General features: G+C 54.1%; 9 protein-coding genes. 3 read left to right on the forward strand and 6 right to left on the reverse strand.

The window, feature by feature from the left end; all coding sequences use genetic code 11:
• On the forward strand, positions 1 to 949 hold a 949-nt coding region (locus ACEW8P_RS24640; protein ID WP_373515718.1), incomplete at its 5' end, for a BamA/TamA family outer membrane protein.
• 64 nt (positions 950 to 1,013) lie between these two features.
• Here ACEW8P_RS24640 and ACEW8P_RS24645 read toward each other — a convergent pair.
• From ACEW8P_RS24645 to treS, 3 genes are all read right to left on the reverse strand, one after another.
• Positions 1,014 to 2,702: an amidohydrolase gene (locus ACEW8P_RS24645; protein WP_373515719.1), complete on the reverse strand. Its 1,689-nt coding sequence runs from the start codon at positions 2,700 to 2,702 to the stop codon at positions 1,014 to 1,016.
• Positions 2,703 to 2,778: 76 nt separating this feature from the next.
• Positions 2,779 to 4,494 carry a GMC oxidoreductase gene (locus ACEW8P_RS24650; protein WP_373515720.1) on the reverse strand — a complete coding sequence of 572 codons (1,716 nt, stop codon included), beginning with the start codon at positions 4,492 to 4,494 and terminating at the stop codon, positions 2,779 to 2,781.
• A gap of 93 nt (positions 4,495 to 4,587) precedes the next feature.
• Positions 4,588 to 7,896: a maltose alpha-D-glucosyltransferase gene (gene treS / locus ACEW8P_RS24655; RefSeq protein WP_373515721.1), complete on the reverse strand. Its 3,309-nt coding sequence runs from the start codon at positions 7,894 to 7,896 to the stop codon at positions 4,588 to 4,590.
• Positions 7,897 to 8,234: 338 nt separating this feature from the next.
• Between treS and ACEW8P_RS24660 the strand changes: the two genes are divergently transcribed.
• Complete coding sequence (locus ACEW8P_RS24660) at positions 8,235 to 9,311, forward strand: hypothetical protein (RefSeq protein WP_373515722.1); 1,077 nt, start codon at positions 8,235 to 8,237, stop codon at positions 9,309 to 9,311.
• A 16-nt stretch (positions 9,312 to 9,327) separates the two neighbouring features.
• Here the strand turns inward: ACEW8P_RS24660 and ACEW8P_RS24665 are convergent, their stop codons facing one another.
• The gene (locus tag ACEW8P_RS24665; RefSeq protein ID WP_373515723.1) at positions 9,328 to 10,251 is read right to left on the reverse strand and encodes a nucleoside hydrolase; all 924 of its coding nucleotides are present in this window, start codon (positions 10,249 to 10,251) and stop codon (positions 9,328 to 9,330) included.
• A 217-nt stretch (positions 10,252 to 10,468) separates the two neighbouring features.
• On the opposite strand from ACEW8P_RS24665, the gene ACEW8P_RS24670 reads away from it, so the two are divergent.
• Positions 10,469 to 11,104: an NAD(P)-dependent oxidoreductase gene (locus ACEW8P_RS24670; protein WP_373515724.1), complete on the forward strand. Its 636-nt coding sequence runs from the start codon at positions 10,469 to 10,471 to the stop codon at positions 11,102 to 11,104.
• A 19-nt stretch (positions 11,105 to 11,123) separates the two neighbouring features.
• Here the strand turns inward: ACEW8P_RS24670 and ACEW8P_RS24675 are convergent, their stop codons facing one another.
• Both ACEW8P_RS24675 and ACEW8P_RS24680 read right to left on the reverse strand, forming a co-directional pair.
• Entirely contained in the window at positions 11,124 to 11,834 is a 711-nt protein-coding gene (locus ACEW8P_RS24675; protein ID WP_373515725.1) for a hypothetical protein, read from the reverse strand.
• 45 nt (positions 11,835 to 11,879) lie between these two features.
• A partial coding sequence (locus ACEW8P_RS24680) for a hypothetical protein (RefSeq protein WP_373515726.1) occupies positions 11,880 to 13,098 on the reverse strand: 1,219 nt, incomplete at its 5' end.

Below are 13,098 nucleotides of genomic sequence, written 5' to 3' on the forward strand. Positions count from 1 at the left end.
GGCGGGGCTTTCGGTCGATTACTTTTTCAACGCCGATACGCTGACGACCACCCGTAATTCCTACACCTGGATTCAGGCGCTATACAGCACCCGCCGCCAACTCGTGGTAGAACCCGCCTGGCAGGTTTTTACCAAAGACGAGAAGTACTTTCTGCGCGGGAAAGGGGGATACGTCATATTTTCAGAGAATTTCTGGGGTGTGGGAAATCAGACCCTTGCCGAGGAAGACTACCTCAGCGCCAGCTACAACCGCGCCTATTTTCAGGGCGATTTTTACCGAAAAACCAAGGGGAAATTGTTTCTGGGGATAACTTCATATTTCAGCGATGTGCGGAGTGTGAAGTTCAACAATATAGAGCGTGTGAGCGAAATTGACCCTTTCCTGGGCGGCGAAGCCAACCGCATCGTCGGCATTGGGCCCAGTGTACTTTGGGACTACCGCAACGATGCGTTCAGCCCCACGCAAGGCTGGTACGTCAATGCCTACTATCGCCAGCATTTCACCGGACTAGGTAGTTCGTTCGACTATAAAGAGCAGTTTCTGGACCTCAGAAAGTACTTCCCGCTGGATGCTAAAAACCTCATTGCCGTGCAGGGCATCGGGCAGTTTACCCAAGGCAGCGTGCCTTTTCACGACCTGCCACGCCTGGGGGGCTATACCATCATGCGGGGTTATACATCAGGGCGTTTTCGCGACGGGCAGTTGTGGTCGGCGCAGACCGAATATCGGCGCAATCTGGGGCGGTTTCTGGTGGCGGCGGCCTTCGTCAGTGCCGGAGGCGTAGCACCCGAAATAAAGGATTTCTCCGCCTCGACTACCCGTTTCAGCGGCGGGGCGGGACTACGGGTGCTAATCAACCGCCAAATGAACCTCTACACACGGCTGGACTTCGCCGTTACCTCCGATCGCACGACGGGCTTTTATTTTCGGATCTTCGATGCGTTTTGAAAATCTAAATGCTTCATACCTGCCTTCGGTCATTTGTTAAAATCAGAGAAAACAATTGTCTTGATTACTTTCCTTTTGCTTCCAATTTTTTCGCCTCCAACTCCTTGATCTTCGCCCGTTGTGTGTCATTGACCGTTGGATACGTGATTCCCAACTGCTCCAAATACGTCTTGTACTTACCCGGTTCGTAATAATACTTCTCCAAAGAAGGCTTGAACTCGGCCATGATTTCCTTATTCAAGTACGTCGCCGGAAAATCTTTCGGGCCGACCAGCGGCGTGTATTGCAGTTCTTTCGTTTGCTCGTCGCGGTAGTAAGCCCAGGCTTTTTTCAGGACTTCGGGCTTGGTGAGCATGTCGATGAGCGTCATGGCTTCCGCTTTCGCTCCGGCCACGATGCCTTTGTGGGCGATGGGCGTGGCCATGGAAATGGCGTTGGACCAATGGTGGCCGGGTAGGTTCGGGATATTCGACGGGTAGCGCAGCACCACCGTTGGCAGGGCCCACGAGATATCGGCGATATCGTCGGAGCCACCGCCCATCGAGCGCATGATTTGTCCTCCCATCGAGGCCACGGGCATATCGGCGGGCAGACCGATGGTGTCGAGTTTCATGTCCAGACCTTCGATCTTACTGGCTTCCATCTCGATTTGGGCCGCTTTGGCCAAAAGTTGGTCATTATCGTCCCAGGTTGGCAGACCCACCTTTTTGATATTTTCGTAAAGCGTTTCGGCGATGGGTTGATTGAAATGCCCCGGCCAGGCTGAACCAAGTACCTCGTAGGTGAACTTCGTGTCGGTCATCAGCGAGGCACCTTCGGCCATCTTCATCCCGATGTCGTAGAGCTTCTTGATCTTAGGGTAGCTGCGGTCGCGGAAGTAGTACCAGACCGAGGCTTTGGAAGGTACCACGTTGGGCTGATCGCCGCCGTCGGGGATTACGTAGTGCGAGCGTTGGGTGAGTTCGAGGTGTTCGCGGCGGAAGTTCCAGCCAACGTTCATCAGTTCCACGGCATCGAGGGCGCTTTTGCCGCGCCAGGGCGCACCCGCCGCGTGGGCGGCTTGTCCTTCAAACATGAATTTTACCGAAATCAGACCGTTGTTGCCCGCATCGCCGTAACCGACGCTGAGGTTGCTGGCTACGTGGGTGAAAATACAGGCATCGACATCCTTGAAATAGCCGTCGCGGACGAAGTACGCCTTCGCACCGACCAATTCCTCGGCCACGCCGGGCCACAGCATGAGGGTACCCGAAATCTTCTCACGCTCCATGATTTTCTTGACCGCCAGAGCCGAAATGATATTGAGCGCCTGCCCCGAGTTGTGGCCTTCGCCGTGGCCGGGAGCGCCCGCGACCAGCGGATCGTGGTAGGCCACACCAGGTTTCTGACTCGCTTTGGGGATGCAGTCCACATCGGAGCCGAGGGCGATGATGGGCTTGCCGCTGCCCCACGTAGCGATCCAGGCCGTAGGCATCTGGGCAATGCCGCGCTGAATGGTGAAACCTTCTTTCTCCAAGAGCGTGGTCAGGTACTTCGCCGTCTCCTCTTCCTGAAAACCCAGTTCGGCAAAACTGAATAGCATATCGTTGATTTCCTGGCCCAGTTTGGCATTTTGCTCGACGCTGAGCGCGACTTCCTGTTTGAGCTTGGCGGCAGGATCGGCGGGGGTGCTTTTGGCATTGCGTTTTGATTGGGCGTGGGCGGTGGTCAGGGATAAAACCGTCCACAACAGCGGGAGTAGCATTTTTTTCATGCAATCTGAGTTTTGAAAAAAAAGTGAGTTGAAATGATCTTGAAAGAATGACAAATGAACGCACCACACGCATTCCTTACAAATTCCCCTTCCTCATTTCCGCCACGGCTTGGTCGACGGCGCGGGCGGTAATGGCCATATAAGTTAGCGAGGGGTTCTGCGTGGCCGTGGACACCATACAGCCGCCGTCGGTTACGAAGACGTTCGGCACGGCGTGGAGTTGGTTCCACTGGTTGAGCATGGATGTTTTGGGATCGTGACCCATGCGGATGCCACCCATTTCGTGGTTTTCGCTGCCGGGGAAGCGGCCCGTGTCGCTGGTTTTGATGTTGGTAAAGCCCGCCTTCGTGAACATTTCGGTAAATTGTTCGTAAAAATCCTGCACCATCCTGCGGTCATTGTCGTCGAAGTCGACCGACATCCGCAGTAGTGGAATACCCCAGTCGTCTTTCAGAGTCGGGTCCAGCCGGATGAAGTTGCTTTCCTTGGTCAGTACTTCACCCATCATCTGCGCATTGGCACCCCAACCGCCCTGCTCCGGAGCAAGGAGACTTTGCTTCAAGTCTTCACCCACCAGCCCGGCGGTAGAATTGTTCTTCTTGTATGTATGAAAAGAAGTAGCGTAGCCGCGCAGAAAATCGGTTTCCTGCTTGAACACATTCCGAAAACGCGGTACGTACCCGCCCGTGGGCCGACGCCCTTCGGTGGTAGTATCGTGGAAGCCGTCGTAGTCGGCACTCACCCGGCCCCGGTAGTTGTGGAAACCGATGTACTTACCCAGTACCCCGCTGTCGTTGCCCAAGCCATTGGGGAAGCGGTTCGAGGTAGAATTGAGCAACACCAGGTTAGAATTGATCGCCGAGGCATTCAGGAAAATAATTTTGGCGTAGTACTCCATCATTTCCTTCGTATTGGCATCCACCACCCGCACGCCCACGGCGCGTCGTTTTTTCTCGTCGTAAATGATCGAATGCACCACCGAGTGCGGCCGTAGCGTCATTTTGCCGGTTTTCATCGCCCACGGCAGCGTCGAGGAATTGGTACTAAAGTACCCCCCGAACGGACACCCGCGCTGGCAAAGCACGCGGTGCTGGCACTTGGCCCGGCCCTGATCGTAATGGATTTGCTGCGGGTCGGTGATATGGGCGCATCGGCCAATGATAACAGGCCGTGTTCCCTTGTAATGCTTAGCCATCTGCTCGCTGAAATACTTCTCGATGCAAGTCATTTCGTGTGGAGGCAAAAACTCACCATCGGGCAGTTGGGGCAGGCCGTCGCGGCGCCCCGAGATACCCGCGAACTTCTCTACGTAACTGTACCAAGGCGCGAGATCGGCGTAGCGAATGGGCCAGTCGATAGCAAAACCGTCACGGGCCGGGCCTTCGAAGTCGTAGTCCGACCAGCGCTGCACCTGCCGCGCCCACAACAGCGACCGTCCGCCTACCTGATAGCCGCGCATCCAGTCGAAGGGCTTGTCCTGCACGTAAGGATGTACCTTGTCCTTCATGACGAAGTGCATGGCGTCTTCCTTGAAAATGTAGTGCTTGCTGGCAATCGGGTTGGCCTCTCGTTCGGCGAGAGTCGGCTGTCCCAAATGCTCAAATTCCCACGGCTGCATGTTCGTCGTGGGGTAATCCACATTGTGTTTAACATCACGGCCACGTTCCAGTACGAGGGTTTTCAGTCCTTTGCCAGTCAGTTCTTTGGCCGCCCAGCCACCGCTGATGCCTGTGCCGATCACGATGGCGTCGTACGAGCGGGCTTTTATAGAATCGAGGTTTAGATAGGACATGGCAAGGGAGTAGTCATCCTTTGTTAGTAACTGAATAATGTCGTAAAGCTATTGGATTGTCACTGCGAGTACAAGACGCGAATTATCGCGTCTCTACCCTAATAATGATTTAAAAATCCGCAAGGGAATCGTAGCCCAATCCGGCCTCTGGGTTAGTTCACCGTTGAGGTCGAACAGGGCTTTTTCCAGCAGGTAGGTTTCCAGCAGGACATTCAGGTCGTCCGAGTCATCGGGGATGAAGTCGCTGCCTTTGACGGTTCGCAGGTAAGCTTCCAGAAAAATGCCCGAGGCGGCCTGAATCCAGCGTTCGGTCGGTGGCGTCAGCTTGGGAATGTCCTCTTCGCGTACCTGATCGTTGAAAATCAAGCTGGCGTAGGCGGCGTAGTGCAGCGACTCGATCATATCGGCCACGTCGCGCAGGGGCGAGCGGCGGAGGCGGCGTTCGCTGAAACTGCGCATCGGGTTCCCGCCAAATTCGCAGATAGCCAGATCGTTGCTCGTGTACAGGATTTTGTCCAGCGTGTATCCCCCGTGGATGCGGATCTTGACCGCGTCCATTTTCTTCTCGTAAATTCTTTTCAGCGAAGCCAGTATTTCGTTCTTGCGGGCCATGATGGCTTTGGCATCCGCCTGCACGTTCGCTGGTAGCTTCTTGCTATTCTTTTCTTGATTCTGGAACGTCTCGCGTACCAGCGACTGCAAGCCCGAGTACAATGAGCGCTGGTAATGTAGCGAAAAACCTTCTGAACCAAAGTCGGGCGCATCGACGGTGGACAGGGCCAGGTGCAATTCGCCCAGTCGCTCGCCCAGCATTCGGGTCGGACCGACGACCGTGCCACCGAACAGATCGCGGAAATCGTCAGGAATGTTATCATGGGCCACGGGAGTAAGCATCGCCCGGCCTTCCAGGGGCTCGGGCCAGTTGTCGTGTTCCAGCGACAGTACACGCTCGTAGTAGTTGTTAACGCGCTCCCGCATGAACTTCCACATGTTGACGTTGCCTTCAGGCGCTTCCTGCAAGATGCCCAAGGTGTAGTTATCCCGACCGATTTTCCAATCTATACTCCCTGAAAAAGGCAGCATGGAATGAAAATGAGACTTTTGGGTCAATATCTTAGTGATTTCGGCGTCGGGATGGGCAGTTTTTTCTACCCGGCGGTAGAGCTTGAGCACGTATTCATCATCGTAAGAAATGATCGTTTCGTGCGCCGTGCTGAGCGTCCGAGTCTTCATTTCCTCCGGCTCGGGTAGTTTGTCAGCCTTATGGGTCGAGAAATTCAGACTGCCGTTTTTCAGCTTCATCGGAGCCTTTTTGAGGAAATGCCGAAGCATTCGCTGCTGCATATCTTCGGTATAGTAGGCATCTACCAAAAGTCCCTCCTCATCTCCTATTTTTAGGTGCGCAATAACGGCCGACGGGCTGTCTTCGGCTATTTCGGCCGAGACTTCATCGGTGACGAAGGCCACGGGCAATTGATAATGCTCGGCCAAACCGCTTTCGTACTGGACTTCCAGCAGCAGCAGGTAGGCTTTGTGTTCGCCCAAATCCAGTTCTGCCGACTCTGCGATTTCGGTACTGATGACCGTACGGTCTTTGCCGATGAACCATTCCGTACTGTGTAAGTACTTGGATAAAATACGGCTTTCGAGCGTCTTGATGGAATCTTTCTGCAAAAGTGCGGCCCAACTTTTCAGTTTGAAAGAGGGCTTAGGCTGCTTGCTGTCCGTTTCGGGATGGGCCTTTTCCAACGAAAACCACTGGTACCCGTGCGAACCGAGCGTGAAAAAATAGGGGTCGTCTTCCTTAATGACAGGAAAGCGATTCTTGCTAAAAACATCAATGGGCAGGTAGCCTTTGTAGGCCGACAAATCCAGCTCGGCGGGCTGCGTGTAGCGCGACAGATTCACCAAAACAAGAATCGTCTCGTCTTCGTAGCTGCGCGTAAAGGCCAGAATCTTGGGATTACTCACCCACACGAATTCCATGTCGCCGCGGCTGAACGCCTTGAATTTCTTGCGCATCGTAATCATCCGCTTCATGAACCACAGCAGCGACGACGTGTTGCGCCGCTGCGTCTCGACATTCACGGCTTCGTAGTGGTACTCGGGATCGAGGATTACGGGTAGGTAAAGCTTGTGCGGATTGGTTTCGGAGAAGCCCGCGTTGCGGTCGGGCGACCACTGCATGGGCGTCCGCACGCCGTCGCGGTCGCCGAGGTAGAAATTGTCGCCCATGCCGATTTCGTCGCCGTAGTAAATCACGGGCGTACCGTTGAGCGAAAACAACAGGCAGTTCATCAGCTCGATCTTGCGGCGGTTGTTGTCCAGCAACGGAGCCAGGCGGTGGCGGATGCCGAGATTGATCCGCGCCTTGGGATCCTTGGCATACGACTTGTACATATAATCCCGTTCCTCGTCGGTGACCATTTCCAGCGTCAGTTCGTCGTGGTTGCGCAGGAACATGGCCCACTGTGCGGTAGCCGGGATTTCGGGCGTCTGCTCGAAAATGTCGATAATCGGGTAACGGTCTTCCATTTGGAGGGCCATGTACATACGCGGCATCACCGGGAAGTGGTAGTTCATGTGGCATTCGTCGCCTTCACCCTCGCCGAAGTACGAGGCCGAGTCCTCGGGCCACATATTGGCTTCGGCCAATAGCGTGGTACCGGGGTAGTGCTTGTCCACGTGTGCCCGGATTTTTTTCAGGAAATCGTGGGTTTCGGGCAGGTTCTCGCCGTTGGTGCCTTCGCGCTCGAAGAGGTACGGCACGGCGTCGAGCCGGAAACCGTCCACGCCCGTCTTGCACCAGTAGTCAAGAATCTCGAAAATTTCCTTCTGCACCAGCGGACTATCGTAGTTGAGGTCGGGCTGGTGGTGGAAAAAGCGGTGCCAGTAATACTGCTGAGCCACGGGATCCCAGGTCCAGTTGGAGGTCTCTGTGTCCAGAAAAATGATGCGAACGTCTTTGTACTGTGTCGAGTCGTCGGTCCAGACGTAGTACTCGCGCTCAGGCGAGCCTTTCTCCGCTTTCCGCGCCCGCTGAAACCAGGGGTGCTGGTCGGAGGTATGGTTGATAACCAGTTCGATGATGACCTTCAGGTTGCGCTTGTGGGCTTCCTCAATGAAGGTCTGTAACTGCTCAATGTCGCCGTAAGAAGGATTTATCGAGTAATAATCGGCGATGTCGTAGCCGTCGTCGCGCAGGGGCGAGGGGTAAAACGGCAGCAGCCAGATAGCCGTCACGCCCAGGTCTTCGAGGTAGTCCAGCTTTTCCATGATGCCCTGGAAATCGCCGATGCCGTCGCCGTTACCGTCGCGGAAAGCTTTAATGTGGAGTTCATATATGATGGCATCTTTGTACCAATGGAGGTTGTCGTCGAGTGGGGTGTGCTTTTGGGCCATAAAGGGAGTTTATGAGTTTATGAGCGGTGCGCCGCCCGGTTTAAAGTTTATGAGTTTTGCGTTGGCTTGTTTCAACATCGTGTCAAACCTTTTTTCAAAAGCCGTACCAGCGTGAGTTCACTTACCGGGGAAACAAGTTAGGAAAAATCGGATGAAACAAGGTAGTTTTAAGGCAAAATGAGGCTTTGAACAAAAAGTGCCATAGGCACGCACGAACATGGGCACGCACGAATCAATAGCCGCGCGGCGGACCGTCCCGGATTTCAATCCGGGGATCAAGAGCAAAAACCTTCACAAAAAGTGCCGTAGGCACGACCGATAAAACCATACAACAAGCTATGAAACAATTAATTGCCGCCTTTCTCTTTCTCCTGAATACTGCCGCCTACGCCCAGCCCCATACCGTCGTGGACATCAAAGACGGGCAATTCTACATCAATGGCCGCCCCACCTACGAAGGCCGCACCTGGCAAGGCCACGAAATCGAGGGCTTGCTGATGAACTCCCGTATGGTGCAGGGGATTTTCGACGACCTGAACCCCGAAACGCGGGATAGGTTCGTCTATCCCGACACCAAAAAATGGGATCCCGACCGCAATACCGACGAATTTGTGGCCGCCATGCCGCTGTGGTATTCTTACGGATTGAATTCTTTCACGCTCAATTTGCAGGGTGGTAGTCCGCTGGGTTACGGAAACAACGGCTGGATCAATTCGGCTTTTGACAAAAAGGGCAATCTGCGCAAAGACTACCTGAAACGCTTAAAACGCATCCTCGACCGAGCCGACGAACTCCACATGGTCGTGATGCTGGGGTACTTTTATTTTGGACAGGATGAAAATTTGGTTGACGAGAAGGCAGTAATCAACGCGGTGGACAATGCCACCGACTGGATTTTCAAGCAAGGCTACCGCAACGTGCTGGTGGAGGTCAATAACGAATGCAATGTGCGCTACGACCACAAAATTTTGCAACCCGAGCGCGTCCATGAATTAATTGAACGAGTCAAGAAGAAGCAGAAGAACAACTACCGTTTATTGGTTAGCACAAGCTACGGTGGCGGCGTGGTGCCGCAACCCAACGTCGTGAAGGTCGCCGATTACGTTCTGCTGCACGGCAACGGCATCAAAGACCCGGCCAAGATTACGGAACAGGTCAAGAAGACCCGCGACGTGGAAGGCTACTACGGTCAGCCGATCGTGTACAACGAAGACGACCATTTCGACTTTGATAAAGCCGAAAACAACTTCATCAACGCCGTGAAAGCCTACGCTTCCTGGGGCTACTTCGATTACCGGATGAAGGACGAGGGCTTCGCTGAAGGCTACCAGAGCATCCCCGCCGACTGGGGCATCGGCTCCGAGCGGAAGAAAGGTTTTTTCAATAAATTGAAGGAGATAACCGGGGGATTGTAGTGGGCGAGGCGAGGTTCTAGCGGTGTAGTTTCACTTTCTCCCAAAAATCCGCATCCATGCCCTGGGCGTCTATTTTGGTAAAAATCTTGACGGTCGGCTGCTGATTTTCGGGTGGCGCGGCCACCGTGGCGACGGGCGCGAAGTCGGGTAAGAGGTAGGCTTGCACCAGGCCCAAATCCCAGAGCGTGCGCTTCGTGTCCTGCGGGTTGGTTTCCCGCCAGCGTTTTTCCATAAGTTGCTCGGTGGGGTTGTCGTCGGCGAAGCGTTCGTATATCGTCTCGCGGTCGAACTGGTAGTGCATCACGGAGTGAATCGGCATGATCGTCCAGTCGAGGTTGGCCCGGTTGAGCAGGTAGTCGTAGGCGTTGAGGTCACAGCGGACGTTGAACTCATTCTTATTCCAGGCTCTCTTGGCAAAATCGTAACCGCCGCCTAACGAAAAGACGCGGATCCTGGTCTTTACCGTCGAATCCAATGCGACGAGCGAAGCAACATTCGTAAGCGCCCCCAGCGTCAGAATATCCAGCTTTTCGCCAGGCTTCAAGGATTTTATTACTTCAAAAATCTTTTCCGTCGCCGCCGACGGGCGTGGCTGGAAACCACCCCAGGCACGACCCATTTGGCGATCAGCTCCCAGCGGATGCGGGATGCTTTGCAAACCCATCGTGTTCAGAATCTCTTCGTTGAGGGCCTGACTCACCAGGATTGGGGATAAGCCGGACGTGGCGTACTGGTTCCATTTCTCAAAAGTCACGAGGTCGGCGTTATTGAAGTGCGCCGAACTAAGGCCTACCACATCCACGCGGTCGGCGGCCCACAGCAGCCGGACGATGGCGTACACGTCGTCCATTTCGTTGCCTGTGTCGGCGTCGAGCCACACTTTTTGTTTTTGGGCGAAAGCGGAAGAGCAAACAAGAAGGAGCAGGAGGAGCTTTTTCATGAAATTGGGAACTAGTTGGAGTTTCATACAAAGAAAAGAAAGCACCGTTTCTTCTCAACCCATTTTCGATAATTCCCCTATCTTCGCGCTATTCTATTCTCCTGATACATATTGACTCCAAAGTTAGTGGCTTACCAATAAGCCCTAACCGCTCGACCCGCCGATCGAAATCTGGCCGGGTTGAATCTTCTTTTTTCAATGTTTATCAGGAAAAATCATGAATCAAAAAGCAAAAATCGCCGTCATCGGCGGTACCGGAAAAGCTGGAAAATACCTTGTCAAAGAACTACTTCGCCAAGATTTTCCCCTCAAACTTCTCCTTCGGAATCCCGGAGACTTCTCCTTTGAAAACCCAGACATCGAAGTAATTCAGGGCGACGCCCGCGACTACGAAACCGTGCGTACGCTTAAGGAAGGTTGTGGGGCGGTCGTCAGTGCGGTGGGATTCCGAGCCGGGAAAGAACCCATTTTCAGCATCGCGACCGGGAACGTCCTTCGGGCCATGCAGGAATGGAATATAACGCGCTACATCTCCCTCACGGGGCTGAACGTGGACACGCCTTTTGACCAAAAGACGGGTGCGACTCAGGCCGGAACCGAGTATATGCGGGCGAATTACCCCAAAACTACCGCCGACAAGCAGGTCGAGTACCAGAAGCTGACCGAAAGCGATGCCGCTTGGGTACTGGTTCGGTTGCCGTGGATTCAATTGACAGAAGCCGAGGAAGACGTGAAAGTAAGTCTGGAAGACTGTCCCGGCGAGGCGGTGAGTGCTTCGGCACTGGCGCGTTTTGTCGTGGCGCAGTTGACGAACGACACCTACGTGCGACAAGCGCCCTTCGTGGCTAATTGACGATTAGAAGAGCAGCCGTTCAATGACTGCTTTTCTTTTTCAGTCGTTTGCGCCGCCAATCGCGAAAGGAGTAGTAGGCCGGAACCAGGTAAAAACCCAAGCCATAGCTGTAATACAGCCCCGAAAACCGCTGGCTGAACGCCGGGTCGTCAAGTACCTGGCGATAACCGCCGCGCGCACTCACACCCAGCCAGGAAACGAGCCGATAATTACAAAAAACGCCCGCTTGAGCCAACTGAAAACGAGTTACGCCTGGTTCGGGAGCGATGCTGCCGATGTAGCGCGTCGTTTCGCCGCCGTAACCAAGTTCCACGGGCAGGGAAATAAACCAGTGGTTGGTTCGCACGATCGGATACCAGTAGCTCAGGCTCACGAAACGGGCATCGGTGGTGGTGATGGCGGTGGGGTTCAGGCTATGCGGCAACCAGCCGCGCCAGTTGATGAGCCGGGTGGGGGCATCGTAGCCAAGCCAGTGGTAGCCGAGCAAAAGCATATGTCCCCGCTGCCCGAAACGAATACCGCCCACGGCGCCATTGATGATGGTCAGTCGGTCTTTGAGATTGGTTCGCCGGAAATCGAGACTTGCGACAAGGCCGAAGTTCGATTGCTTCTCCGTGGTATCTGCTTGGGCCAAAAGTGGCGCGTCCACCCCCCAGGCGTACAGGCCAAGCAGATGGACGAACCAAAATAGTTTCTTTCTTGATTTTCCGGGCATTTCGCGTGAGGGCATTGCCCCTACTAACGAAAATGATGGGAAAAACGTCGATTCGCTGCCCTACTTTTTCTTAGGCGGCGCGGTGGGTGCCTTGGGTGCGGCAGGAACCGCTGAGAATGGGGCCGCAGGTACTGACTTCGCGGAGGGAGCCGGAGCGGGACTCGGAGCGGCGGCGCCACGAATCGTCCTGGTAGGTGCCGCCGGAGCCGAAGGCCTTGGCGGGCGGATGGTACGAGTATTCGATGACGAGTTAGAATTATAATTGATAAAATTGATGGATTCTAGCCCCATTTCTTCGGCCACTTTTTCCATTTTTCTGCCGATGACTTCCATTTTTTTGCTGATTTCCTCCATCTTGCGGTCATATACTTCCGCCTCGCGGTCAATTTTTTCCATCTCGGTATTTAGATTATCCATCGGCTTCTCGGCTTCCTTCGATTGAACACGGTTCTGCTTGATCTGCTCGTTTAGGGCGTTGATTTCCTGTTCTTTGGCTTTGATTTGGGTTTCAAAGTCGGCCAGTTGTTTCTCCGTGTCGGCGGCTTTGGCCTGCCCATTTTTGGGGTACATCACCGCCTGGCGCTTTTCCATGAGTTGACGGCGGGCTTCCATGAGTTGGTCTTTTTTCCAATCGAATTTCTCCTCCTCGCGTTGGAAACGCTCTACCGCAAAATGCTCTTTCTGTACTTGCAGATTCAGGTCGGCGATGCGCTGATGGAGCGGTTCCATTTGCTTTTGTAGGGCTTGAATCTGCTCTTGATGAGGCTGCATCTCTTTTTGCAGGGCTTCCATTTTGGCATGGTACTCGGCCATTTTCTTTTGGAGAGTGTCGTTGTCGGTGGCTTGTCTATTAAGAGTATTGACGACGGTTTTTGCTTCACTTATATAAAGAGGCTCGCCGTTCGGCCCAGCTATCTTTTTGACAGGACCCCATTCAATTAAGGTAGTATGCCCTTCCTGCTGTACGGCCAGTTCAACATCTTCCTCGATGTCAGCCTTTTCTCCAATCCGAACCTCTATTTGATGCTCTATAAGAGTATCAGCATTTGATTCTATTTCTTGACTCTTCACAATTTTCACTCGGGATAATTGCGGCTTCTTTTCTGATTTTTCCCCCTGAAAAGCATGCACCGACGCCCCCACGCTCAGCGAAAGCAGCACCACCGCCATTGGCAGGTACCCCGCCAACCGCCGCGACGAAGGCTCGGCCACGCCCAGTACCCGCCGGACGCGTGATAAGAGTTGCCGCTTGTTGCCCGCAAAGGCCACCACCAAGGCA

It is taken from the genome of Persicitalea sp., assembly GCF_041751555.1.
Lineage (GTDB): Bacteria > Bacteroidota > Bacteroidia > Cytophagales > Spirosomataceae > Persicitalea.